The sequence below is a fragment of the Streptomyces sp. NRRL F-5123 genome (assembly GCF_000721495.1).
Lineage (GTDB): Bacteria > Actinomycetota > Actinomycetes > Streptomycetales > Streptomycetaceae > Actinacidiphila.
Genome location: NZ_JOHY01000017.1, coordinates 24,965 through 49,338 on the forward strand (window position 1 = coordinate 24,965; position 24,374 = coordinate 49,338).

Consider the following 24,374-nt stretch of genomic DNA (forward strand, 5'->3'; position numbering starts at 1 on the left):
GTGCCTCATCCCGCCCGGCGCGAGCTGCGCGGTTCGCCGGTCACGCCGGCGACCGTACGGACGGGTACGTGCCGAGGGCGGCGCGGAGGGCGGGCTCCCGGCCGGTACGGGCAGGCCGTTCAGGCGTCCCACTCCCAGGTGTGGCGCCCCGGGTGCGCCGCGAAGAGGGCGCAGCCGGTGGTGGGGCCGTGCGCGGGGCAGTCCGGGAGGACAGCGACCTCGCGCGGGCGGCCGCGCGTACCGGGCCACACAAGACAGGATCGAGGCGCTGGTCGCCGCACGGATGGCGCGACAGGCGATCTTCAGGGGAGAGGAGCCACCGTACTTCTGGGCCGTCCTGGACGAGTCCGTATTGCACCGCCGGGTCGGCGGGCCCGAAGTAATGGAGCGGCAGCTGGAGCGATTGCTGAAGGATTCCGCAAGCCCGAACGTGACGATCCAGATCCTGCCGTTCACGGCTGGTACCCAAGCCGCCATGAGCGGTGACTTCACCCTCTGGTCGTACCCCGATCGCTCGGACGTGCTCTACGTGGAAGGCCTCGCGGTGACGGCCCTGAAGGAAAGCGTGGCCGACGTCGAGAGCGCCCGACCGACATATGATCTGCTCCAGGCCGCCGCATCCTCGGGTGAGCAAATCGGCGGAGATGATCCGCAGTGCTCTGGAGGGCTATACCTCATGGCCAACCTCACCAGCGCGGCCTGGCGCAAAAGCTCGTACAGCACTGGCCAGGGCGGCGAGTGCATCGAGGTCGCCGACGGCCTCGACATCATCCCCGTACGGGACTCCAAAGACCCCCACGGCCCCGCCCTCACCTTCGCCCCCGCGGCCTGGACCGCGTTCATCGACGACGTCAAGGCGGGGCGCTACCCCGGGGCCTGACCCTCGCGCCAGGCCGCTGCTTTGGCGAGGACGGCGCGGGTGTCGGGGTGGTCCGCGCCCAGCACCCGCGTCATGTCGTCCACAAGTGCGGCGTAGGCGGCCAGCGCCGCCTCCGTGTCGCCCGCCCTGCCCAGGCTCTTGGCCAGGTCCTCGCGCAGGACGAAGGCGTTGCGGTGGTCGGGTCCGAGGACCCGCACCACATCGCTCAGCAGCTCGGTGAATGCTGCCACCGCCCCCTCCACGTCGCCCGCCCTGCCGCGCCACCGGGCGAGGATGTGGCGCAGGGCGAGGGTGCGCCGGTCGTCAGGGCCGAAGACCCGCACCACGTCGGGCAGCAGCCCGGTGAACGCCGCCACCGCGCCCTCCGGGTCTCCGGACTCACCCCGCCACCGCGCCAGGCCGAGCCGGGCGGAGAGGGTGTTGTGGTGGTCCGGGCCGTGGACGCGCCGGGTGTCGTGCAGCAGCTCGGTGTACGCCGCCACGGCCCCTTCCCCGTCACCGGACTCGCCGCGCCACTCGGCGAGGTCGAGCTTGGTGGCCAGCGTGCTGTAGTCGTTGCGGCCCAGGACCCGCGTCCGGTCCTCGAGCAGTTCCTCGTACGCCACTGCCGCGCCCGCCGCGTCACCCGCCCGGCCCCGCGCCTGGGCGCCGAGCTGCCGGGCGACGAGCGTGCACCAGTGGTCGCGCCCCAGGTGCCGGGTGGTCGCCTCGGTCAGCGCGCGGTAGAACTCCTCGGCCTCGGCGGCCTGCAAGGCGTCCTCCAGGCTCATGCCGTAGCGGAACAGCACCATATGGGCGCCGCTGCGCTCGTAAAGGCACCCGGTGGGCTCGCCCAGGGCGATGAGCGCGGCGGCGTTCGCGCGCAGTGCGGCGGCGAGGGCGATGTCGCGCTCGTTCTCCGGCCAGGCCTCGGCGAGCGCGTCCGCGGCCGCCCGGAGGCACGCGGCGAACCGCCGCGGGGTGAGGGCGTCGCGGGTTGTGCGCTGCACCAACGCGTGGACGTGGAGCGCCCGTTGCGGCTCCTCCGGGGTGTGGTCGACGAGGCTCAACCGGTGCAGGAGCCGCAGCGTCTCGTGGACCTGCCCGGCGGTGACGCGGCGGGTGCGGCCCCGCAGGAGACGCCCGCGGCCCTTCCGGGCGAGGAAGGCGCGGGTGGCCGGGGCGGTCAGGACGTCCGCGGGGATGCCGTTCGGGTCCAGCATCGCCGTCAGCGCGAGCAGCGAGCGGGCCAGGCCGCGGGGCTCGCAGGTGTCGGCCAGCTCGGCGGACAGGGACCACGCCGCCGCGACGGGGACGCGCTGGTCGTCGGGGAGGGCGTCCGGGGCGGGCAGGGCGTGCGCGAGGGTGCGGGTGCGGTCGGCGAGCAGCGCGCGGTACGCGGCGGCGCCGAGGGCCTGGTCCGCGAGGTACGCCGCCGCCTGCGACAGGGCCAGCGGCAGGCGGCCCAACTCCGCCGCGAGGGAGGCGAGTTCGCCAGCAGGCTCGGTACGCCCGTGGGCCGCGAGAACCCCGGCGAGGTAGGCGCTCGCCTCGTCCGGCGTGAAGGGGCCCACGTCGATACGGCGGCGGCCCGTACCGGTCAGGGCGGCGTCGCGGCGGCGGGTCGTGACGAGGGTGCGGCCGGCCGGGCTGTCCGGCGGCCACAGGCCCCTGAGGTCCGCCGGGTCGGCGACGTCGTCCAGCACGACGAGCCAGCGGTGCGGTTTGGCCCGCAGCCAGGCGAGGAAAGCGGCAGCGGCCTGCTCCGGCTCCGCCGGGTCCGCCCCGCACAGCTCGGCGGCGGCCTGCGCGTAGGACGCGACGACGGCGGGGCGGCCGGTGGCCGTGACCCACACGAGGACGTCCAGCTCGCGGGCGTCCCACGCCCGGTGCGCGTGCGCGGCGGCGAGCTGCGTCTTGCCGACGCCGCCCAGGCCCGTCAGGACGTGGCAGGGGCCCGGCGCCCGCAGCTCGGCGGATTCCGGCCGCGTCTGGAAGGACTGGGCCGGTGCGGGCACGACCCCGACCTGGTGCGGCAGCGTCGCGGGCTGCCGGGGCGCGGCGTACAGCGTGACGTGCTCGGCCGTCCCGACCGCGAAGCCGCCCCCGGCCGCCCGGACCTCCACGTCCCGCCCGGCCCTCAGCCCGTATCCGCGGTCCCGGCCGCGTCCGCCCCCGTGCCCGCGTCCGCCCCCGTGCCCGCCGGGCACCGTGTCCACCACCCCGCACCACCTCCGGCACCGATTCTCCCGCCGGGGGCTTCTCGGGGCGAAGGTTTCACAGGGGCCGGGTGGACCGATTAGCTCACTTATTGCCCATCCGAGTCATCATCTGCGCGTATTGCTCAAAAATTTGGCACAAAAGGGGATCTCTTTACCACGGGCTCGAACATACGAGCCCGACCCGCACAGAAAAAGGACCCTCACTCATGCGCGCACCCGCACGCCTGGCCAAGCTCGCCCTGACCCTCGGCTCGGCGGCCGTACTGGCCGTCGGCATGACGACCGACGCCCACGCCGCCACGGGGGCGATCCGGTACTTCGACTTCGCCCAGCACGAGTTCCGGATCGACAACCCGCCGGACAACGTCTGCCTCAACCTCCAGTTTCACGCCTGGCTGCTCGCCAACGACACGGACAAGACGCTGAGTTACTTCTTCGGCGCGAACTGCACCAACTTCACCGGGAATCTCGACCCGGGCCGGGCGGTGACCAACCAGAGCCCGCTGTCGGTGCGGATCATCGGCTGACGCCGCCCGTGGTCGGGGCCCGTGAGGTCCCGACCACGGCACACCGCCGGGAGCCGCCGGTTCAGCGCCGCCAGAACAGGTGGTGCACGACGCCGCTCGGGCTCGGGATCACCTCCAGGTGGAAGCGGTCCTCCAGGTCGTGCGGGGACTCCCACAGCGGCAGCCCCTCCCCCAGCTCCACCGGCGCGACCGCCACGTGCAGCGAGTCGACGAGGTCGGCGTCCAGGAACTCCCGGACCGTCGTGACTCCGCCGCCCAGCCGTACGTCCTTGCCGTCCGCCGCCTCGCGGGCCTGCGCGAGGACGGTCGCCGGGTCGGCGTCGACGAAGTGGAAGGTCGTGTCGGAGAGCGAGAACGACGGCCGGGGGTGGTGCGTCATGACGAAGACCGGCGTACGGAACGGCGGCTCGTCACCCCACCAGCCCTGCCACTCGTAGTCCTCCCACGGCCCGCGCTGCGGCCCGAACTTGTTGCGCCCCATGATCTCGGCGCCGATGTTGTTCAGGAAGTCCCGCGTGAAGTAGTCGTCAAGACCCCTTGTGCCGCCGGACTCCGTGCGGCCCACCCAGCTCGCCGTCGCCCCGGCCCAGCTGAACAGCCGCTCGGGATGCGGCAGCCCGAACGGCAACTCCAGACTCTGGTTCTCCGCGGCCGCGAAGCCGTCCTGCGAGACGCAGAAGTTCATGACCCTCAGTAGCTGACCCATGGCGTTGACCTCGCCGTTCCTTGTCGTGTGCGGTGTGCGGGACGGATGCCCCACACGTACATGCGTCGAACGGCGCGGCCCGGGATCGACACGGCACCGAAAGAGTTTTCCCGGCAGCGCGGACTGCAGGCCCGCAACCGGAATGCCCCGTTCCGACGTGACGACCCGTGTGTTCGCGCGTTGTCCCGTTCGGATGGCCCGTCGTTCTGTCCCACGATCTCGGCCTGCGGTCTCCGGGGCGAGTCGGACGGCGTCACCTTAGGCTTCCGTCTTCGCCAACTACGGCTCCAGGGGCGGGAACCCGTCGATTCGAGCAGGACAGCCGCAGCCGGTACATGGGAGCGGCTGCCCCTTCCGCGCCCCGTACTGAGTAGAAGCCCTTTGCGTACGCAGCGGCATCGGGCGGGTGAACGAGATCATGTGCGCCCGCCGCGGGAAGAGAGTCAGGCGCTCGCAGCGGTGAAGTGCTCCTCGATGAGTTCAAAGGAGCGAACGCGGGCGCGCAGGTCGTGGGTCGGTGTGTACAGCATCAGTTCGTCCGCCCCGGTCTCTACTGCTGGCTGCGCAAGGCGCCGCGCAACCTTCTCGGGAGCTCCGACAGCCTGCCACGTCCGACACAACCAGGCTTCCGGCAGGGGTCCGGAGCGACCTCATCGACCAGCGAAGGCAGGATCCCCGCCAGGTCTTTCCGGTATTCCGCATCTGTCTCCGGGCCAGCTCCGCGACGCAGGGCCCTTGCGGTGGCCTCGTCGAAGGTGCCGGAACCGGGACGGATGGCCGAAGTGGCGGCGCTGGCGGCCAGGGTTGCCTGGGCCTACATCCGTGACCTGCCTCTGTCGTCGAGGACTACTGCGGTCTGACGGATGAAGGTGCCTCCCACGGCAGAGCGGAGGAGGAAGTCGGCGACGTTCGTGCGAGAGGTCGAGGGGAAGATCGGCGTCTTCTTGACGTCCTCGAGCACAGCGGTGCTATAGCGCGTGCTGTCACCGTTGTTCAACGCTCCGGGATATTCGAGGGTCCACTTCAGATCGCTGGCCTTCAAGAGCACTTCCGAGGCGGCCTTGTCCGCGTAGGTTTTCCGGAGCACGGTTCGGAAAAGAGGGCCCACGAGGAATGAGGCCTTGGCGAGGGAGTCGCCGACTCCGAACGCGGACAGCACAACGAAACGGTCGACGCCAGAAGTCTTCGCGGACGTGATGACCGCGCGGACCATGTCGGTGATCAGGGTCGGGGTCTCGCCGGCGCTCTTCACCCCGAGCGTGCTGACGATCGCGTCGTGGCCCTGGGCCGCCTTCGCAATCACGGCGGCAGCGGTGACGTCACCGATGACGTTTTGAGCGCGCTGGTCGACGGAGGAACCAGCTCGCCGAACGAGGGCAGTGACTTGGTGTCCCTCGTCGAGTGCCTTCTTGACGAAGAGGACGCCGGTGCGCCCGGTTGCTCCAAGGACAAGAAACTTCACGGTACTTCCCTCTCTGGTGAAGGACGAATGGGTGTGCCGGTATTGCGGCCGAGCGGCAGGAGCCCAGTTCCCGCCCATGCCGTGTCGGAGCCGCCCCTGTCTCTGCCGGCGCCTGCCTGCGCATCGCGGCAGCCGCCTACCATCGCCGGAATATCGTCAGGATCATTCACAAATGTAGTCAGCTGAACTGACTATGTCAAACGGGAGTCGAGTGCCCGCCGACGCCGCACGCGGAGCGCTGGTACGCTCCGCAGGCTCGACCTGCACCACGACAAGCTCGCACCCGCCGCCGTTGCCATCAGTTCGGATGCATGACTATAGTAGTCACTAAAGCTGACTAGTTTGCATGGCGGATCCGCTGAAGGAGCGGGCGGTGCAACCCAAGGACTGCACACATCCAGAGGACTGAGAGAGAAGGGACCGATACTCATGATCTTGATTACCGGAGCCACCGGCACTGTCGGTTCGGAAGTCATCAAAGCGCTGCTCCCCGCCCAGGCCGGTAACCTGCGGGTCCTCACCCGCGATCCTGGCGCGGTCTTCCCCGACGGCGCCCAGAAGGTCGTGGCCGATCTCGGTGACAGCGATCTGGCACCCGCGCTGGACGGTGTGCACGCGGTGTTCTCGATAACCCACGGGCTCAACATCGCCGCACACGATCACCGGCTCGTGGCTGCGGCACAGCGAGCGGGCGTGGAGCGAATCGTCAAGCTGTCCGTGCGCAACGTCGGGCACGACGGCACCGACCCGATCACCACCTTGCACCGGGCCGGCGAGGAAGCGATCCGCGACAGCGGCATCGGGTGGACGTTCCTGCGTCCCACCGCGTTCATGTCCAACGCACTCAATTGGGCGGGAATGATCGCGGCCGGTCAGGTCGTGTATGCACCGTTCGCCGCCGGCCGGGCCGCTGTCACCGGCCGCCCGGCACACAGCTTCACCGACTGGGCGAAGGCCCACCGCGCCGAGTTCCCCATCCCCGACGTCGTCCAGGACGCCGCAACCATCGAGGAGTCACGATGAGCGCCTCCGGACCCCGCGTCGACACCCACGAGATGGTTCTGATCCACCGCGTCCTCCGGCGCGAGTTCGGTCAGCTACCCCGGCTGTTCCGCTCCGCGGCCGATGACCGGGCCCGATCCAAGGTCATCGGCGCGCATGCCCGCGAGATGTTGGACTTCCTTCACACGCACCACACCGGCGAGGACGAACTGCTCTTCCCCCTGCTGCGTGAGCGAGCGGCGCTCGACCCGGAGCTGATGGACCGGATGGATGCGCAGCACATGAAGGTCGACGAGGCCGTCAGGGCTCTGGAGGCGGAACTGCCGGCGTGGACCGCGAGCGCTGACGCCGCTGCCGGCGAGCGGATGGCGACCCGCGTCGAAGCCACGACGCCGACGTTGATCGCCCACCTGGCCGAGGAGGAGCAGCAACTGCTTCCCATCGTCTCGGTCACGGTGACGCAAAGTGAATGGGACGCGCTCGCCAGGCACGGCATGAGCGCGATCCCGCTCACCCGGCGGCTGGTCATCCTCGGCCACATCACCGAGGAGGCCAGTGACACCGAACGGCAGAAGTTCATGCAGGTCATACCGGCCCCAGCCCGTTTGGCCTACAAGCTGATCGGCCACCGCCAGTTCATCCGCGAAACCACCGCGATCCGCGGCTGACCGACCCGCGACCCGACACCACACCCTCTGGTGACGCGCCAGGGCCAGTGGGGGCGGCAGCACTGCTGGCTTGTCGAAGCCGCGTCGCGTCGTGCGGAACGCGACGCGGTGGTATTCGTGGGGCAGATCCAGCTCGTGGCCACGCTTGTCGCGGGGTGCCCGGTGCGGCCCGTCTGGCACCGCGCATTGTGGCAATCCCCCGTCCACGTCTGAGCATCGTCAGAATCATTGATGAAATGAGTCAACAGATCCGACTACGACAAAACGGGTTCGGACCTGCCGACCGCGCCGGCCCGGGTGGCTGGGGATGGGCGGGTCGAGTCCATCAGGCGTAGGGGTCGGTGATCTCGCGGAGTTGATCGAGGATCTGGTGCAGCAACGTGAAGTTGCGGGTGCCGAGGTAGGTCTTCCACTCCTCGTAGATCTCATCGAGCGTGGCCATGGCCACCTCGACCGCGCGCCGACCGCGTTGCTCGATCATGATCAGCCGGGCACGACCGTCCGTGGGGTCGGGGATTCGGCGGACGTAGCCCAGGCGTTCGAGCTGGTCGACCATCACACTCGCGCTCTGTTTGGTCATCTGCGCCTGGTCGGCGAGGTCCTTTAGGCGCGAGCCGTTCGGGGCGATGCGTTGGAAGACTCGGCACTGGGCGAGCGTCCAGTCGTCGAACCCGGCATCCTGCAGGGCCCGGAAGAGCCGGTCCTCGGTGTATCGGTACGGAATGAACAACGACACCCCTAGATCAACCCGTTGTCCGTCGTCCATGCCGCCCTCGGCTCCATCGCTCGCCCAGACCCACCAGCCTCACACCCTATGGCAACGCTGCCGTCAGCCTCTGGTCCCGCCGGGAACGGTTGGTCCTGTCACGCATCACGCGAACTAGTCAGGCATCGTTACTACTGCAGTGTACGGTAGCACCGACGGCAAATAGTCATGAACCCCGGTTCGCCGGCCGGAAGGCACGTGATGTCGCCGCACCACTTCGCCTTCGGGCACGCCGGCCCTCGAAGCCGCGTCCGAACAGGGGACGGTCCGGGTCCTGATCAACATTGCCGAGCGCAAAGGCGACTGCCCGCTGAGCAGACGTGCCACGCCAGCGGGCCCGGCTGCTCGTCGCGGCGGCCGCGGAGGAGGGGCGCGTGCGGACGCGGGCCACCGCAGCCCCGTCCTGCGCGTCGCCGCGACCGACGTGCTCGTGGCCGCACTGCTCGGCAGCGTCGTGCTCGCCGGGCTGCTCAAGCTCGTCCCGGTGATGCCCGAGGGACTGCGCCCGGCGGCGTACGAGGCGCTCGGCATGGTCCCCGGCGGGACGCTGGTGCCGCACCAGAAGGATCCCAAGGGCCGTACGGGCGTGGCCGTCACCTACGACGACCCGACGCTCCCGGACGAGGGCACGGGCTTCGGCAGCTACCTCACCTTCGACCCGAAGACCTACGCCTTCCTCGGCTTCCGCGACGAGCGCACCACTGGTGACGGCGCGCGGAATAAGGAGTTCGTCCAGCTCTCCTGCCTCGACAGCTGGGCGATCGTCGACAGGGCCAAGCAGCGGCCGTAGCCGAAGAGCTGCCGCCGCGGCCCCGGAGGGGGGTCGCGGCGGTGGCGGGGGTTGGCGTGGTGCTGCGGCCGGCTCTTCCGGGGCCGCCCGTGACATTTGTACCGGCCCCCCGGGGACATTCGGCGCTGCCCCCGCCAACCCCCGTGCCCATAGCGTCAGTTGCATGACAGATGCCGCGCGGCTGCGCGCTGTACGGAAGAGGTTCGGGAGCGTCGAGGCCGTCGCCGGGCTCGATCTGGCGCTCGCCGCGGGCGGGACGTGCGCGCTGCTCGGGCGCAACGGCGCCGGGAAGTCGACGACGATCGCACTGCTGCTGGGGCTGGACCGCCCGGACGACGGGGAGGTGCGGGTGTTCGGCGGGAGCCCGCGGGAGGCCGTGCGGGCGGGCCGGGTGGGGGCGATGCTGCAGGCGGGCAGCCCCGTGCCGCGGGCGACCGTACGGGAGCTGGTGGGCTTCGTCGCCGCCACGTACCCGCGGCCGCTGCCGGTGGGCGAGGCCCTGGAGCTGGCCGGGATCGGCGAGCTGGCGGGGCGGCGGGCGGACCGGCTCTCCGGCGGGCAGGCGCAGCGGCTGCGGTTCGCGCTCGCGGTCGCGGGCGGGCCCGAGCTGCTGGTGCTGGACGAGCCGACGGCGGCGCTGGACGTGGAGGCCCGGCGCGCGTTCTGGCGCTCGATGCGCGGGTACGCGGCGCGCGGCAACACCGTGCTGTTCTCGACGCACTACCTGGAGGAGGCGGACGGCAACGCGGACCGCGTCGTCGTCCTCGACCAGGGCCGCACCGTCGCCGACGGCACCGGCGAGGAGATCAAGCGGCGGGTCGGCGCGACGCTCGTGGCCTTCGACCTCGCGGGCGGCGGCACGGCGGGGCTGCGCACGCTGCCGGGCGTGCTGTCGCTGGAGGTGCGCGGCGACCGCGCGGTGCTGCGCAGCGCCGACCCCGACGCGACCGTCCTCGCGCTGGCCGCCGCCGGACGCGTGCGCGGGCTGAGCGTGACGCCCGCGAGCCTGGAGGAGGCGTTCCTCACCCTGACCGCCCACGACACCGCTGACGAGCCCGCCACCGCTCCGTACGAGGAGGCCGTCCGATGATGTTCGCCTACGTCCGCCTGGAGGTTCGCCGCACACTGCGCGACACCGGCTTCGTCGTCGTCGGGGTCGCGACCCCGCTGCTGATGTACCTGCTCTTCACCAACCTCGGCACGGGCGGGTCCGCCGAGGACACCATGGACTACGCCCGCTACTCGATGATCGGCATGGCCGCGTACGGGGCGATGGGCGCGGCCCTCGGCGTCGGCCCGGGAATCGCGGACGACAAGGCGCGCGGCTGGCTGCGGCAGCTGCGCGTCACCCCGCTGTCCCCGCTCCAGGTGGTGATGGCGCGGGCGCTGACCGCCGGGGTGACGGTGCTCCCGGCGATCGTGTCCGTCTTCACCGCGGGCGCGCTCGTCAACGGTGTGCGGCTCGCGGCGTGGCAGTGGGCCGCGGCGGCGGTGCTGATGTGGCTGGGCACGATCCCCTTCACGCTGCTGGGGCTCGGCAACGGCTACGGGCTCACCGCGCAGACCGCCGGTGTCGTGAGCATGATCAGCATGACGGGGCTCTCGGTGATCGGCGGGCTGTGGCTGCCGGCCGACGTCTTCCCGGGCTGGCTGGCCGCGATATCGCGCTGGACGCCGACCGCCCGCTTCGGCGACCTGGGCTGGAGCGTGCTGGACCGGCACGCCCCCGGCCCCGGCACGGTGGCGGTGCTGGGCCTGTGGCTGGTCGTTTTCGCCGGTTACGCTGTGTTCTCCTACCGGCGGAGCGCCCGGACCGTATGACCGCAGGAGCGTACGGGCCGGCGCCGCCCCCCGGCGGGCGCAGGACGCAGCGCACACGACGGGGGACGGGGACGGCCATGGCGAGGACGAGGACGAAACAGGCAGGCACCGCGAAAACGGACACCGAGGACGCGGACAAGGCGTGCCGCCGCATGTGGTGGCGGCGCGGCCCGGAGGACTTCGAGCAGGAGATCGAGCACCTCAAGGCCCCGGACGGCGGGGCGCTCATCCCGTGGCTGCTGATGGTGCTGGGCCCCGGCACGGACATCCTCAAGGGCGAGGTGGCCCTGCCGTGGCTCGCCGGCACCGGCCTGGTGCTCTTCTGCGTGCTGTACGTGGCCACGGTCCGGTCGGCGTTCGGCGAGCGGTGGCGGCGCGGCCCGGTGCCGTACCAGCTGCTGTGGGCGCTCGCCGCGCTCACGCTCGCGCTGTCGATCGGCTACGGCGGCAACTTCATGCTGCTGTTCGTGCTGGTGGCGCTGGGCGCGGGCTGTGTGTCGCGCAGCCGCCGCTTCATGGGTGTCACGCTCGCGGTGCTGAGCGCCTCGGCGGGCACGGTGTCGAGCCTGCACCACGAGGGCTTCTGGAGCACCACCAGCCTGGCGTACGGGACGTTCCTGTCCGGCTTCGTCGTGTCGCTGATCATCACGCTCTTCCAGGCGGTGGCGCAGCTCAAGGCCACTCGGCAGGAACTGGCGCGCAACGCGGTCGCGGAGGAGCGGCTGCGCTTCTCGCGCGACCTGCACGACCTGCTGGGGCACACGCTGTCGGTCGTCGTGGTCAAGGCGGAGGCCGCGCGGCGGCTCGCGCCGCGCGACATGGAGGCGGCGCTGACGCAGGTCGGCGACATCGAGGCGGTCGGGCGGCAGGCCCTCACCGAGATCCGCGAGGCCGTCACCGGCTACCGCGAGGGCAGCCTCGCGACCGAGCTGGACCGCGCGCGCTCGGCGCTTGCCGCCTCCGACATCGAGGTCGTGGTGCAGGAGTCCGGCCCGCCGCTGCCGCCGCAGACCGAGGCACTGCTGGGGTGGGTGGTACGCGAGGGGGTCACCAACGTCGTACGGCACAGCGGCGCGGCGCGGGCCCGTATAGAGCTGCACGCGGCGGAAGGCCAGGCCCGCCTGACGATCACCGACGACGGCTGCGGCCCCGCCCCCGCCGACCCGCCGCGCCCGGCCGCCGGGACCACCGCGACGCTGCCCCGTACGGGCACGGGCCTGCGCGGCCTGACCGAGCGCCTCGCCGCGGCGGGCGGCTCCCTGACCACCGGCCCGGCCCCCTCCGGCGGCTTCCGCGTCACCGCGGTGCTGCCGACCGGCGAGGACGCGGCGGGCTGAGCCCGGCGCGCGGCGTACGGGGGGGGCGGGTCCGGCGTGCGGGAGCGGGGCCCGCGGGGGGCGCAGGTGCGGCGTACCGGAGCGGGGCCCGCGGGGGTGCAGGACCGGGCCGCCTACGCCCCGGCGTCGGGCGTGCGCAGGTCGGCGACGACGCGGAAGCGCTCCAGCACCACCGGCGTGCTGTCGTCGACCGTGAAGTGCGGGTCCTCCAGTGCCTCGCGCATCTCGGGGCCGTGCCAGAAGGCCTCGTGCCCGCGGCGCCACTGCTCGACGGTGGTGTAGCCCTCCCCCTCGTCCACGGCGTGCGCGAGGTCCACGTCGCCGAGCGGCACGACCCGCACCTCGGTGACCTCGACGACGGCGACCCCGCGCCCGGCGGAGTCCAGCACCACGGACCGCTCCCCGATCCGCGGCAGCTCCTCCCCCTCGTGCTCGTAGGCGGCGGCGACCCCGGTCGTGGCCGTCTTGCTGCCGTCCAGCACGGCGGCGACCAACTGGTCCCGCAATTCGCCGGGGAACCCCAGCTGCATGATCCCCGGCACCTCGGCGCCGCCCTCTGCTCCAGTCGTCATGCCACGGCACGCTATCGGCTCACCCCGCGGGCCACGCCCCGACGACGTCCGCGGCGGACCGGACGACGTCGTCGAACGCCGAGTCGGGCGGCCCCTGCGGGACTGCTCCCGCGCGGAGCGGAGTGCCGCGAGGTAGACCTTCCCAGGTCCCACTTCGGTAGGTCCCGTCTACGTAGTTTCCAGCTACGTAGACAGGATCTACCAAAGTTGTCCACAGCCCCGCCGGTCCCGTTTCAGCGGAGTACAGCCGACAGCAGGTCGCTGCCCAGCGCCGTCAGGTCGGGCAGGTTGAGGGTGTAGCGGACGTAGCGGCCGTGGCGGTGGGAGGTGAGGAGGCCCGCACGGCGCAGGACGGCGAGGTGGCGGGAGACCTCCGGAGGGGACAGCTCCCAGAAGTGGGCCAGCTCGCTGGTGGTGTGGGGGCCGCGGGCCAGGGTGCGCAGCAGGCGCAGCCGGACGGGGTGGGCGAGGGCCTCCAGCCGGCGGGTGACCGTCTCCACGGAGACCGGTTCGGGCGGGCGGGGCTCGGCGACGGGGTACTGCAGCACCGGATGCCACCCGGGCGCGTGGACCGCCACCAGGTGCGGGCGGCTGAAGACGCTGGGTATGAAGGTGACCCCGGCGCCGCGGGCGGCGGTCGCCTTGTCCTGGACCTTGTCCACGACGATGCAGTCGCCGTCCGGTGCCAGGGTGATCGCGCCGGAGACCGAGGCGAGCGCCGCCCCGAGTCCGTGGTGCCTGAGCAGCTCGTTCTTCAGCCGCAGGTCGGTGGCGAGCCGCACTGCGGCGCCCGCCCAGGCGTCGTCGAAGAACGCTCCGGCGCATTCTTCGAGGGTGCGGCGCACCCGCGCCCGCACCGCGGCCGGGTCGGCGAGCAGCCGTTCCGCGAAGGCCTCCTGGAGCGCGCCGCGGGCCTGGGCCACGTCCAGGGCCCGCTCGCGCGCCGCCGTGTCGGTGAGCGGGGACGCCCCGCGGAAGTGGACCCGGTTGCTGCCGCACGTGGTGACGAGCGCCGCGGTCACGTACGTCTCGTCGTCGATCCGGTCGACGTCGTCGAGCTCCTCGGCCAGCGTCGGCCTCGGCCGGGCGGGGATCAGGAAGTCGGCCTGCGTGTAGCGCCAGAGGAACTCCGCCTCCCGCAGCCGTTCGGCCAGCTCCGGCGGCAGCCCGGTCCAGACGTCCGCGGCCCAGCCGGCGAACTGCGGATGGTGGCCGGGCTCGGCCAGCACGTGCAGCATCGCGGTCAGTTCGGCCAGCGGGGAGGCGGCGAACCGCACCCGTTCGGACGGCAGGCCGCTGATGTCGATCCTCAGCATGCCCCCATCATCGCCGCGCGTACGGCCGGTCGGCGGCGCCGATTGACGATACGCGTCAACCGGCGTGCCCCGCCCCGCGGGCGGGCGCAGCGTCTGACGTCATGGCAACCACCACCGGAATCCGGCCCCGCGCCCTCGTCCGCGCCTCGGGAGGCCCCCGCTACGCCGCCGCCCTGGCCGTGGACGCGCTGGGCACCGGCCTGCTGCGGCCCTTCCTGATCCTCTACGGCATGACGGTGCTGGGACTGTCCGCGCCGGTCACCGGCACCGCCATGACGGCCGGCATCGTCGCGGGCCTGGGGTGCATGCCCGCGGTGGGACGGTGGCTGGACCGGGGCGCGCGCAGCACCGTCGTGGCCGCGTCGATGCTGGTGCGGGTGCTGGGTGTGGCGCTGCTGCTGGCCGCCCCGGCGGGACACGTCCAGCTCTTCGCGGCGGCGGCGCTCTTCCTCGGCATCGGCAACCAGGCATGGCCGGCCGCCCATGCCGCGCTCGTGGCCACGGTCGCCCGCGGCCGGGACCGCGACGCCGCCCTCGCCGGGGCCCGTGCCCTGCGCAACGCAGGCCTCGGCGTCGGGGCGCTCCTCGCCACCGCGTGCATGGCGGGCGGCACCGGCGCGCTGCGGGCGCTGGCCGCGGTCACCGCGCTCGCCTACCTCGCCGCGGGGGCCCTGGCGTGGTCGGTCCACGTGCACGCGGACCCGGCGGCCGCCGCCCCGGCCGGGGAGCCGGACGCCGTGCCCGCGCCCCGGATGCGCGCGCTGCTCGCCGCCAACGTGGTCTACGTCTTCTGCCTCAACGTCCCCGAGATCGCGCTCCCCCTGGTCCTGGTGACGCAGCTGGGCGCGTCCGCGGTGTGGCCGGCGGCCGTGTTCGTGGCCAACACCGTGCTGGTCGTCACCTTGCAGGTGCCGGTCACCGTCGCGCTGTCCCGCTTCTCCCGGCGGACCGTACTGGCCGCCTCCGGCGTGGTGCTGGCGGCGTCCTACGCCGGCTTCCTCGGGGCCGTCTCGCTGGGCGGCGGCTGGGCCGTCCCCACGGTCGCCGCGGTGTCCGTGCTCTGCACGATCGGCGAGATCGTCTACGCGGGCAGCGCCACCGCGCTCGTCACCGCCCTCGCCCCGCCCGCCGTCCTGGGACGCGCCCTGGCCCGCTTCCAGCTCTCCACGGGCTTCGGCCTCGCCGTCTCCCCCGCGGTCATCACCGCGCTCGCCCCCCACGGCCCGGCGGCCCTGTGGGGCGGCCTCGCCGCCGCGACGCTGGTGTCCGCGGCGGCCGTCGCGGCCGAGGGGGGTCAGGCCCGGCGCCCGCGTCCCTCCGGACACTCCCCCGTGGGCCGGGGCGTTGCGGGCCGGGGCGTCGCGAGCCGGGGCAGTGCGGGCCGGGGCGTCGGGGGCCGTGAAGCGGGCCGTAAAGTGGCGGGGTGACGGAGGACGGGGCGCGGTCCGTGCGGGTGCTGCTCGCGGAGGACCAGGGGATGATGCGGGGGGCGCTGGCGCTGCTGCTGGACCTGGAGGACGACCTTGAGGTCGTCGCGCAGGTCGGGGCAGGGGACCGGGTGGTGGCCGAGGCGCTGGCCGTACGGCCGGACGTGGCGCTGCTCGACATCGAGATGCCGGGGATGAGCGGGCTGGACGCGGCGGCGGAGCTGCGGGAGAAGCTGCCGGAGTGCCGGGTGCTGATCCTCACGACGTTCGGGCGGCCGGGGTATCTGCGGCGGGCCATGGAGGCGGGGGCGGCGGGCTTCCTCGTCAAGGACGGGCCCGTGGAGGAGCTGGCCGGGGCGATCCGGCGGGTGCTGCGCGGGGAGCGGGTCATCGACCCGGCGCTCGCCGCGGCCGCGCTCAGCGCGGGGGCGAGCCCGCTGACGGCGCGCGAGCGGGACGTGCTCAACGCAGCGGCGGACGGCGCGACCGTCGCCGACATCGCCGGCAAGCTCTTCCTGTCGGAGTCCACCGTCCGCAACTACCTGTCCGCGGCGATCGGCAAGACCGGCAGCCGCAACCGCATGGAGGCGGTGCGCGCCGCCCGCCAGAACGGCTGGCTCTGACCGGCGGCGCCCCGCCCCGTACGGCTCCCGGGAGCCGCTACGCCTTGGCCGGCTGCGGTTGCGGCTTCGGCAGCAGCACCGCCAGGGCGCTCGCCCCGATCAGGAACGCCGCGCTCACCAGGAACGCCAGGCCGTAGCCGGACGACAGCGCCACCGCGTCGCTCGCGCCCGCGTGGCCGCGCGAGGTGATGCGGGAGGCGGCGATCGTCGCGAGGATCGTCAGGCCCAGCGCACCGCCGAGCTGCCGGGAGGTGTTGAGCAGACCCGACACCAGGCCCTGGTCGGTGCGTCCGACGCCGGACATCGCCGCGGCCGCGACCGGCGTCATCATCAGGCCCGCGCCGAACATCGTGAGGATGCCGGGCCCGAGGATGATGTCGGCGAAGGTGCTGCCGGCGCTCACCCGGCTCTGCCAGGCCAGGCCCGCCGCCGAGATCACGCCGCCGGTGGCGACCAGGAGCCGCGCGTCGAAGCGGGCCATGAGGCGCGGGGCGAGCTTCGACCCGGCGACGATCGCCACGGTGTGCGGCAGGAAGGCCAGGCCCGTGCGGATCGGGCTGTAGTGCAGCACCTGCTGCATGTAGAGGGACAGGAAATACCACGTCGAGAAGGTCGCGGCGCCCGACACGAAGAGCAGCGTGTTCGACGAGGACACCGACCGGATGGTGAACAGCCGCAGGTGGATGAGGGGTTCGGCGGTCCGGGCCTCCACCGCCGTGAAGAGCGCGAGCACCACGAGCCCGCCGACCAGCGGGCCCAGCGACCGCACCGAGGTCCAGCCGTGCGACTCGGTCTCCGCGATGCCGTACGCGAGCGCTGCGACGCCGCCGGTCACGAGCACCGCGCCGGGGATGTCCAGCCGGCGGACCGTCTGGCCGCGGCTCTCGGTGAGGCACCACACCGCGCCGATCAGCACCAGCGCGCCGATCGGCACGTTGACCAGCAGCACCCAGCGCCAGGACAGCCAGTCGGTGAGCGCGCCGCCGACGAGGCCGCCCGCCGCGCCGCCGCCCGCGCCGACCGCGGTCCAGGTGGCTATCGCCCGGTTCCGCTCGGGGCCTTCGGGGAAGGAGGTGGTGAGGATGGACAGCGTGACGGGGGCGAGCACCGCCGAGCCGAGGCCCTGCACCGCCCGCGCGGTGATCAGCATCGTGGGGTTCTGCGCGAGCCCGCCGGCCAGGCTCGCGGCGGTGAAGAGGCCGAGCCCGGTCACGAAGGTGGCCTTGCGGCCCAGCAGGTCGGCGGCGCGTCCGCCGAGCAGCATGAAGCCCGCGAAGGTGAGCGCGTATCCGTTGACGACCCACTGCTGCGCGCTCTCGCCCAGCCCGAGCGAGTTGCGCATCGAGGGCAGCGCGACGTTGACCACCGACACGTCGAGGACGACGAGGAACTGCCCGGCGCACACCGCGAGCAGCACGGCCCAGGCAGGTGCCGTCCTGCGCGTTCCGCGGTCGGCCGGTGTGGTGCGCTCTCCGAGGATTTCACTCATGGGCTCCATGCTCCCGGTCCAAAGGCCCTCTCCGCATCGGGACTTGGGACTACGACCATGGCCCCGGACGCCTACGCCCGGCGGCCCGCGGGGGCTACGCCCGGCGGCCCGGGTGCCGTACGCCCCGCGGCCGCGTACGCCGATCCGCCCGCGCCCGCCGTACCTCCGCCACCAGCGGCTTCGTAAGATGCGGGGATGACGGAAACGGCACCTGGCGTGCTCGCGGCGTTCGAGGCCGCCAAGGGGTTCATGCCCGCGGACGAGGGCCTGGCCCTCCACGCGGCGGCGCGCGGTGCGGCCGCGCGGCTGGGGCTGCCCGTCCTGGAGATCGGCACCTACTGCGGGCGCTCGACGATCCTGCTCGCGGACGCGGCCCGGCAGGCGGGCACGGTCGTGGTCACCGTCGACCACCACCGCGGCAGCGAGGAGCAGCAGCCGGGCTGGGAATACCACGACTCGACGCTGGTCGACCCGCACACCGGGCTCATGGACACCGTCCCGCACTTCCGCCGCACCCTGCACGCGGCGGGCCTGGAAGACCACGTCGTCGCCGTCGTCGGGCGGTCGCCGCAGGTCGCGGCGCTGTGGGCGCGGCCCTTCAGCCTCGTCTTCATCGACGGCGGCCACACCGACGAGCACGCCGGCGCCGACTACGAGGGCTGGGCGCCGCACGTCGCGCCCGGCGGGCTGCTCGCGATCCACGACGTCTTCCCCGACCCGGCGGACGGCGGCCAGGCCCCCTACCGCGTGTACCTGCGCGCGCTGGAGTCCGGCGAATTCGCCGAGGAGTCGGTGAAGGGCTCGCTGCGGCTGCTGCGCAGAGTGACCGGCGGGGACACCGCCCGCTGACGTAGCGGCCGTACGGACGACGTACGGTAGCGGCCTCGTCGCGCCGGGTGCCCGTTGTGCAGGGGCGGTGCGAGGCGGTGAGCCGGGCCGATAGAGTCGCGGGCGTGTTCAGCAACGAGTCACACGGGGGCACTCGGAGCAGGTCGCTGGCCGTCGCGGCAGTCGTGGTGGTCGCGGCCCTGGCCGGGGGCTGGTTCGTGTACGACGCGCACCGCGGTTCCGACGCCGGTCCGGCGGACGGACGCGGGCCGGGAGCGGCGCCCGCCGCCGCCCGTACGACCCCCGCGACGGTCGCGCACGGTGACGCCTCCGCGGCCCCCGGCGCGACGTCGGCGGCGCCCCGCGAGGAGTTGACCGGCCGCACCGTCGTGCTCGACCCCGGGCACAACCTCGGCAACGCCGAGCACACCGCCGAGATCGGCAGGTCCGTCGACATCGGCACCAACCGCAAGGCGTGCGACACCACCGGTACCGCGACCGACGCGGGCTACCCCGAGGCGACGTACACCCTGGACGTCGCCCACCGGGCGCGGGCCCTGCTGGAGGCGCGCGGCGCGAAGGTGATCCTCACCTACGACGGCGACCGCCCGTACGGCCCCTGCGTCGACGAGCGGGCCCGGACGGGCAACGCGGCACACGCCGACGCCGCCCTGTCCATCCACGCCGACGGGGCGCCGGCCGACAAGTTCGGCTTCCACGTGATCGCGCCCAAGTCCCTGCACAAGGGCGCGGCCGACACCCGCGCCGTCGCGGCGCCCTCGCTGCGGCTGGCGACCACCCTGCGGTCGCACTTCAACGCCGTGACCGGCGAGCCGCTCGCCAACTACCTCGGCGGCAAGGGACTGACCGTCCGCGACGACCTCGGCGGGCTCAACCTCACGACCGTGCCGAAGGTCTTCATCGAGTGCGGCAACATGCGCAACGCGCACGACGCCGCCGAGATGACCGACCCGGCGTGGCGGCAGAAAGCCGCCGAGGGGATCGCCGACGGGCTCACCGCCTTCCTGGAAGGGAAGAGGTGACAGGGCTGTAGCAGTCCGGTATGGATCGTGCACCAATGCTCATACGAGGCCACCCGGTCAAGATCGTCCTCGTACCATGGGGCACCTCCCCGAACTCGACGGTGCCAGGGCGCACATGCCGCACCCGCGGCGGATGCGAGAGCACGACATTCACCAGCAGAAGCAGTACCGACAAAGGACAGGACCCTGACGTGAACATCCGCTCCCTGACCCGAGGAGACGGCGCGGTGATCGGAGCAGCGGCGCTGCTGCTCATCGCTTCCTTCCTGCCGTACATCAGCATCGACTCGCAGTACGGGTCCGGGTCCAAGAACCTGTGGCACTCGGACTTCTTCCCGACCATGCCCTCGGTCACGCTGACGGCCGTCGCTGCCGCCGGCGCCGTGTTCGCCTCCCGCGCGCCGCAGTTCAACGGCAAGCAGGTGCTGGGGCTGTCGTTCAAGCAGTGGTCGGTGGCGCTGGCGCTCTTCTCCGGCTGGACGGCCGTGTGGGCGGTGCTGTTCACCGACTTCGGTCCGTACGACAAGGGTGCGGGCGCCTGGCTGAGCCTGGTCTTCGGCCTGGTCATCGCGGTCGTCGCGCCGCTGTCGGACCGCCTGCCGGCCCTCAAGGCCCCGCTGGCGAGCGCGCCCGCCCCGGCCGGGCAGCAGCCCTACGCGGTGGGCGGCCCGTCCTACGGCGCCACCCCGCAGCAGGCCGGCTACGGCTACCCGGGCGGCGCGCAGTCCGTCGACCCGAACTTCGGCCAGCAGCCGTACGGTGCGCAGACCGCCGCCCCGCAGGCCCCGCAGCCGACCGCCGCGGCGTCGGACTTCAGCGCCTTCTGGTTCGCGGTGCCGGTGCCGCGCCCGCTGTACGCCGAGGACGGCTCCGGCGCGCAGATCGCCGAACTGACCCCGGGCACCTGGTACCTCGCGGTCGACCAGCGCGGTGCGCAGCTCATCGCGCAGACCCAGGACGGGCGCCGCGGCGTCCTCCAGGACAGCAGCGGCATCCAGCGCGGCTGAACCGTATCTCCTCCGGCACGCCACGACGGCCGGCCACCCCGCACCGGGGCGGCCGGCCGCCGTTCTCCCCCAGAGTTCCGCCTGGGAGGTGTCCCCACGCGCAGGGGCCGGGTTTCGAACGCCCGATCGCGGCAAGACGGCCGTCATGTACAGACGTTACGGCGGAAACCCCGCCGCGGCGATCATCCTCATCGCCGCAGACATCGCTGCGCTGATCCTCGTACTGTGGATCATCTTCTTCGTCTTCGACGCCAACCGGGCCAACGACCTGGTGAACTGGGTCCACCACTCGGCGAACTGGCTGGCCACGTGGTCGAGGGACCTCTTCACCCCGGACAACGCGAAGTGGCGCACCGTGCTCAACTACGGCCTGCCCGCCGTGATCTACCTGGCCGTCGCCCAGGCGGTAGCCGGCCGGGTCAACCGCTAGTGCTGTGACCGGGAGGCTTTGCCGGACACGGCCCGGGCGTCGGGTGGTTCAGCGGACCCGGGGCGGGCAGCAGCCGGGCGCAAGGCCGTTCGGCAGCCGCTCCGCCCCGAAGACGGCGGTGGTCGCCTCGTCCCCCCCGAGTGCGGCCACCGCCAACAGCAGCGCGCCCGCCGTCCAGGTGGTGCGCTCCACGGGCCAGAAGGCGTCGTCGTCGAAGACGTAGCCGGTCCAGTACAGGCCGTCGTCCGCGCGCAGGTGCTGGATGTCGGCGAGTATCCGCACCGCGCGGTCCGACTCCCCCACCGCCCACAGCGCCAGGGCCAGTTCGGCGCTCTCCCCGCCGGTCACCCACGGGTTGGGCAGCACGCAGCGCACCCCGAGCCCGGGCACCACGAAGCGGGACCAGCCCTCCTCGATACGCGCCAGCGCGCGCGGGCCGCGCAGCGCGCCGGACAGCACCGGGTAGTACCAGTCCATCGAGTAGCGGGACTTGTCGAGGAAGCGCTCGGGGTGCCGGCGGATCGCGTGGCCCAGCGCGCCGGTCGCCAGCTCCCAGTCCGGCTGCGGCTCCTCGCGGTGCTCGGCCAGGGCCAGCGCGCAGCGCAGCGCCTGGTGCACCGACGAACTCCCGGTCAGCAGCGCGTCGGTGACGACGGCGCCGCCGTCCCCCGCGTCGCCGGCCGCCTCCCGCTTCCAGCCGATCTGCCCGCCGGGCTGCTGGAGGGCGAGCACGAACTCCATCGCGGCCACGACCGTCGGCCACATCCGGTCGGCGAACGCGTCGTCGCCGGTGGACAGGTAGTGGTGCCAGACGCCGACGGCGACGTACGCGCAGAAGTTGGACTCGCGGGCCCGGTCCACCGGGCGCGCCGGGTCGCCGTCCTGGTAGGCGGCGAACCACCCGCCGTCCGGCTGCTGGTGGCGGGCGAGCCAGGTGTACGCGGCCTCCGCCGCGTCCCGCTCGCCCGCGGCGTCCAGCGCCATCGCGGCCTCGATGTGGTCCCACGGGTCGAGGTGGTGGCCGGGGAACCACGGGATCGCCCCGTCCGGCCGCTGCGCGGCGAGCACCGCGTCCACGGTCCGCTCGGCCTGCTCGACGGTGAGCACGCCGGGCAGCACCAGCCGTTCGGTGCCGCGCCGCCGCTCGGCCCTGGTCACGCGGGGGCGTCCAGCGACTCGTCGAACACCACGGCCGTGTCCGGCAGTTGGGGCTTGGTCGCGTAGGCCACGAAGCTCTTGCCGATCAGCGGGTTGAGCGCCTGCTCGGCCAGCCGGGTGGCCAGCGGCTTCTTCATGATGTCCCACACCAGCAGCTTGTGGTAAAGCTTCACCGGCAGCGCCTTGTCGTTGTCGACGCCGACCGCGCACTTGATCCACCAGTACGGCGCGTGCAGGCCGTGCGCGTGGTGCGTGCCGTACGGGCGCAGGCCCGCCTCCCGCATCCGCTCCAGCAGTTCGTCGGCCTTGTAGATGCGGATGTGGCCGCCCTCGACCTCGTGGTAGGCGTCGGAGAGCGCCCAGCAGACCTTCTCCGGCCCGTAGCGCGGCACGGTCACGGCGATACGGCCGCCGGGCCGCAGCACCCGCACCATCTCGGCGAGCACGCCCTTGTCGTCGGGGATGTGCTCCATCACCTCGGAGATGATCACGACGTCGAAGCTGTCGTCGGGGAACGGGAGGTGGTGGGCGTCGCCCTCCATGGCCACCGCGCTCGCCCCCGCGGGCGCCTCGCCGGCCTCCCGCATCGCCGCGAACCACTTCGCGACCTCGCGGATCTCGTCGCCGTTGCGGTCCAGCGCGACGACCCGGGCGCCGCGGCGGTAGCACTCGAAGGCGTGCCGGCCGCCGCCGCAGCCGAGGTCCAGCACGCGGTCGCCTTCGGCAACGGGGAAGCGGGTGAAGTCGACGGTCAGCATGTGCTGCTCCCCGTTCCGGGTGCGTTGGCGTTTCCGGGCCCCCCGTGCGGGGAGCTGCGCTCTGCGGTGGGGGCCGAGCCACCAGGGGCGCGGCGGGCCCCCACCGGGGCGAGGGGCGCCGCCGACCCGAGGGGGCTGTTGCTGTCGATGCCGGACCACCGGCCGGTGGGTGGTTGCTCGCTCCGCTCTCCCCCAGAGCTTCGCCTGGGAGGTGCCCCCACCCCAAAGCTTCGCCCGGGAGATGCCCCCACGCGCCCCTGGTGGTGGGGGCCCTCCGCGGAGTTGCCGTACGCCGCGATCGCCTCGCGGTACAGCTCCGCCGTCCGGGCAGCGGCGCGGGCCCAGGTGAAGTGGGTCAGGACGCGGGCGCGGCCCGCGGCGCCGAGGCGGCTGCGGAGGGCGGGGTCGGCGAGGGCGCGGTCGAGGGCCGCGGAGAGGGCGGGGGCGTCGCCCGGCGGGACCGCGAGGCAGGTCTCCCCGTCGGGCCCGGCGACCTCGGGGACGGCGCCGCCGGTGGTGGCGACCAGGGCCGTACCGGTCGCCATCGCCTCCGCGGCGGGGAGCGAGAAGCCCTCGTAGAGCGACGGCACGCACGCGACCTGGGCGCTGCGGATGAGGTCGACCAGCTCCGCGTCGCTTATGCCCTTGACGAAGTCGACCGCCCCTTCGAGCCCGTAGCGCCCGATCGCCTCGGCGACGGGCCCGGCTTCGGGGCGCTTGCCGACGACGACCAGGTGCGCGTCCGGGTGCGCCGCCCGGACCTTCGCGAGCGCCTCGACGAGGAAGACCAGGCCCTTGAGGGGCACGTCGGCGCTGGAGGTCGTGACGATCCGGCCGGGCACCTCGGGCACCGCCGGGTCGGGGCTGAAGAGCGCGGTGTCGGCGCCGATCGGCACGGTGTGCACACGCTCCGGCCGCACCCCGAGGTCCGCGGTGATCTCGGCGCTGGACGAGCCGGAGACGGTGAGCACGGACGGGAGCCGCCGGGCCACCCGCTTCTGCATCCGCGTGAAGCCGTACCAGCGGCGTACGGACGCGCGCCGCCGCCAGTCCTGCGCGGCGGCCAGTTCCAGCCGCCGGTCGACGGTGACGGGGTGGTGGATCGTGGTGACGAGCGGCATCCGCAGGCCCAGCAGCCCGTAGCCGAGTGTCTGGTTGTCGTGGACGACGTCGAAGTCGGCGCGGCGGGCGGCGAGATGGCGGCGGGCCCGCAGGCTGAAGGTGAGCGGCTCGGGGAAGCCGCCGGTCCACATGGTGGCGACCTCCAGCGCGTCGATCCAGTCGCGGTATTCGCCGCGCGAGGGCGTACGGAACGGGTCCGGCTGGCGGTAGAGGTCGAGGCTGGGCAGCTCGGTGAGGGTCACGCCCGCGCCGACCGCGTCGAGGACGGGGTAGGGCTGGGCGCCGATCACCTCGACGCCGTGGCCGAGCGCCGCCAGCTCGCGGGACAGGTGCCGTACGTAGACGCCCTGGCCGCCGCAGTACGGGTTGCCCTTGTAGCTCAGCAGCGCGATCCGCAGCGGTCTGGAATCTGCCGTCACTCCGGCCCCCTTCGCAGCGATT

24 protein-coding genes are annotated in these 24,374 nt (G+C 73.0%); 14 read left to right on the plus strand and 10 right to left on the minus strand.

Annotation, left to right across the window (positions count from 1 at the left end; translation table 11 throughout):
• The first annotated feature begins 7 nt into the window (after positions 1-7).
• Entirely contained in the window at positions 8-880 is an 873-nt protein-coding gene (locus tag IH54_RS0117280; protein ID WP_267965200.1) for a DUF397 domain-containing protein, read from the plus strand.
• Here the strand turns inward: IH54_RS0117280 and IH54_RS0117285 are convergent.
• The gene (locus IH54_RS0117285; protein ID WP_052397558.1) at positions 865-3,081 is read right to left on the minus strand and encodes a tetratricopeptide repeat protein; all 2,217 of its coding nucleotides are present in this window, start codon (positions 3,079-3,081) and stop codon (positions 865-867) included. The two genes, IH54_RS0117280 and IH54_RS0117285, sit on opposite strands and share 16 nt — an antisense overlap.
• Before the next feature lie 206 nt (positions 3,082-3,287).
• Here IH54_RS0117285 and IH54_RS0117290 point away from each other — a divergent pair, with 206 nt between their 5' ends.
• Complete coding sequence (locus tag IH54_RS0117290) at positions 3,288-3,608, plus strand: hypothetical protein (RefSeq protein WP_031517701.1); 321 nt, start codon at positions 3,288-3,290, stop codon at positions 3,606-3,608.
• 61 nt (positions 3,609-3,669) lie between these two features.
• Here the strand turns inward: IH54_RS0117290 and IH54_RS0117295 are convergent, their stop codons facing one another.
• Together IH54_RS0117295 and IH54_RS0117305 are read right to left on the minus strand one after the other, a co-directional pair.
• Positions 3,670-4,314 carry a dihydrofolate reductase family protein gene (locus IH54_RS0117295; protein WP_031517703.1) on the minus strand — a complete coding sequence of 215 codons (645 nt, stop codon included), beginning with the start codon at positions 4,312-4,314 and terminating at the stop codon, positions 3,670-3,672.
• A gap of 814 nt (positions 4,315-5,128) precedes the next feature.
• Positions 5,129-5,776, minus strand: coding sequence for an NAD(P)-dependent oxidoreductase (locus IH54_RS0117305; protein WP_031517704.1), 648 nt, complete (start codon positions 5,774-5,776; stop codon positions 5,129-5,131).
• 429 nt (positions 5,777-6,205) lie between these two features.
• Between IH54_RS0117305 and IH54_RS0117310 the strand changes: the two genes are divergently transcribed.
• Together IH54_RS0117310 and IH54_RS0117315 are read left to right on the plus strand one after the other, a co-directional pair.
• Positions 6,206-6,799, plus strand: coding sequence for an SDR family oxidoreductase (locus IH54_RS0117310; RefSeq protein WP_052397559.1), 594 nt, complete (start codon positions 6,206-6,208; stop codon positions 6,797-6,799).
• Positions 6,796-7,446 (plus strand): hemerythrin domain-containing protein, encoded by a 651-nt coding sequence (locus tag IH54_RS0117315; RefSeq protein ID WP_031517707.1) that lies wholly within the window; start codon positions 6,796-6,798, stop codon positions 7,444-7,446. Before IH54_RS0117310 ends, IH54_RS0117315 begins: the two co-directional genes overlap by 4 nt.
• 325 nt (positions 7,447-7,771) lie before the next feature.
• Here the strand turns inward: IH54_RS0117315 and IH54_RS0117320 are convergent, their stop codons facing one another.
• A complete protein-coding gene (locus IH54_RS0117320) occupies positions 7,772-8,182 on the minus strand; it encodes a MarR family winged helix-turn-helix transcriptional regulator (protein WP_234343573.1) in 411 nt (136 codons plus the stop codon).
• 460 nt (positions 8,183-8,642) lie between these two features.
• On the opposite strand from IH54_RS0117320, the gene IH54_RS39875 reads away from it, so the two are divergent.
• From IH54_RS39875 to IH54_RS0117340, 4 genes are all read left to right on the plus strand, one after another.
• Positions 8,643-9,002, plus strand: a complete 360-nt coding sequence (locus IH54_RS39875) for a hypothetical protein (protein WP_031517711.1) — start codon at positions 8,643-8,645, stop codon at positions 9,000-9,002.
• Positions 9,003-9,165: 163 nt separating this feature from the next.
• A complete protein-coding gene (locus IH54_RS0117330) occupies positions 9,166-10,092 on the plus strand; it encodes an ABC transporter ATP-binding protein (RefSeq protein ID WP_043181315.1) in 927 nt (308 codons plus the stop codon).
• On the plus strand, positions 10,092-10,823 hold the full coding sequence (locus IH54_RS0117335) for an ABC transporter permease (RefSeq protein ID WP_031517713.1): 732 nt from the start codon (positions 10,092-10,094) through the stop codon (positions 10,821-10,823). Before IH54_RS0117330 ends, IH54_RS0117335 begins: the two co-directional genes overlap by 1 nt.
• Positions 10,824-10,900: 77 nt before the next feature.
• Positions 10,901-12,160, plus strand: a complete 1,260-nt coding sequence (locus IH54_RS0117340) for a sensor histidine kinase (RefSeq protein WP_234343575.1) — start codon at positions 10,901-10,903, stop codon at positions 12,158-12,160.
• 113 nt (positions 12,161-12,273) lie between these two features.
• On the opposite strand, the gene IH54_RS0117345 is transcribed toward IH54_RS0117340, so the two are convergent.
• Together IH54_RS0117345 and IH54_RS0117350 are read right to left on the minus strand one after the other, a co-directional pair.
• A complete protein-coding gene (locus tag IH54_RS0117345) occupies positions 12,274-12,732 on the minus strand; it encodes an ASCH domain-containing protein (RefSeq protein ID WP_031517716.1) in 459 nt (152 codons plus the stop codon).
• 233 nt (positions 12,733-12,965) lie between these two features.
• On the minus strand, positions 12,966-14,048 hold the full coding sequence (locus IH54_RS0117350; protein WP_031517717.1) for a DUF5937 family protein: 1,083 nt from the start codon (positions 14,046-14,048) through the stop codon (positions 12,966-12,968).
• A 101-nt stretch (positions 14,049-14,149) separates the two neighbouring features.
• Here IH54_RS0117350 and IH54_RS0117355 point away from each other — a divergent pair, with 101 nt between their 5' ends.
• Both IH54_RS0117355 and IH54_RS0117360 read left to right on the plus strand, forming a co-directional pair.
• Entirely contained in the window at positions 14,150-15,475 is a 1,326-nt protein-coding gene (locus IH54_RS0117355) for an MFS transporter (protein WP_078862293.1), read from the plus strand.
• Positions 15,472-16,098: a response regulator transcription factor gene (locus IH54_RS0117360; RefSeq protein ID WP_031517722.1), complete on the plus strand. Its 627-nt coding sequence runs from the start codon at positions 15,472-15,474 to the stop codon at positions 16,096-16,098. The genes IH54_RS0117355 and IH54_RS0117360 overlap by 4 nt, the downstream gene beginning before the upstream one ends.
• A gap of 37 nt (positions 16,099-16,135) precedes the next feature.
• Here IH54_RS0117360 and IH54_RS0117365 read toward each other — a convergent pair whose 3' ends face one another.
• Complete coding sequence (locus tag IH54_RS0117365) at positions 16,136-17,587, minus strand: MFS transporter (protein WP_043181321.1); 1,452 nt, start codon at positions 17,585-17,587, stop codon at positions 16,136-16,138.
• Positions 17,588-17,782: 195 nt separating this feature from the next.
• On the opposite strand from IH54_RS0117365, the gene IH54_RS0117370 reads away from it, so the two are divergent.
• The 4 genes from IH54_RS0117370 to IH54_RS0117385 all read left to right on the plus strand — a co-directional run bounded on the left by IH54_RS0117370 (position 17,783) and on the right by IH54_RS0117385 (position 20,895).
• Positions 17,783-18,436, plus strand: coding sequence for a class I SAM-dependent methyltransferase (locus tag IH54_RS0117370; protein ID WP_031517725.1), 654 nt, complete (start codon positions 17,783-17,785; stop codon positions 18,434-18,436).
• Positions 18,437-18,540: 104 nt separating this feature from the next.
• A complete protein-coding gene (locus IH54_RS0117375) occupies positions 18,541-19,458 on the plus strand; it encodes an N-acetylmuramoyl-L-alanine amidase (RefSeq protein ID WP_031517728.1) in 918 nt (305 codons plus the stop codon).
• A gap of 191 nt (positions 19,459-19,649) precedes the next feature.
• Positions 19,650-20,465, plus strand: coding sequence for a hypothetical protein (locus IH54_RS0117380; RefSeq protein WP_031517729.1), 816 nt, complete (start codon positions 19,650-19,652; stop codon positions 20,463-20,465).
• 145 nt (positions 20,466-20,610) lie between these two features.
• On the plus strand, positions 20,611-20,895 hold the full coding sequence (locus tag IH54_RS0117385; RefSeq protein WP_031517731.1) for a hypothetical protein: 285 nt from the start codon (positions 20,611-20,613) through the stop codon (positions 20,893-20,895).
• 48 nt (positions 20,896-20,943) lie between these two features.
• Here IH54_RS0117385 and IH54_RS0117390 read toward each other — a convergent pair whose 3' ends face one another.
• Genes IH54_RS0117390 through IH54_RS0117400 form a run of 3 tightly spaced genes read right to left on the minus strand, consistent with a single transcriptional unit; the run spans position 20,944 to position 24,352 of the window.
• Positions 20,944-22,053: a prenyltransferase gene (locus IH54_RS0117390; RefSeq protein ID WP_031517732.1), complete on the minus strand. Its 1,110-nt coding sequence runs from the start codon at positions 22,051-22,053 to the stop codon at positions 20,944-20,946.
• Positions 22,050-22,811, minus strand: a complete 762-nt coding sequence (locus IH54_RS0117395) for a class I SAM-dependent methyltransferase (RefSeq protein ID WP_031517734.1) — start codon at positions 22,809-22,811, stop codon at positions 22,050-22,052. Before IH54_RS0117395 ends, IH54_RS0117390 begins: the two co-directional genes overlap by 4 nt.
• Positions 22,805-24,352, minus strand: coding sequence for a glycosyltransferase family 4 protein (locus tag IH54_RS0117400; RefSeq protein WP_078862294.1), 1,548 nt, complete (start codon positions 24,350-24,352; stop codon positions 22,805-22,807). The genes IH54_RS0117395 and IH54_RS0117400 overlap by 7 nt, the downstream gene beginning before the upstream one ends.
• Positions 24,353-24,374 lie beyond the last annotated feature (22 nt).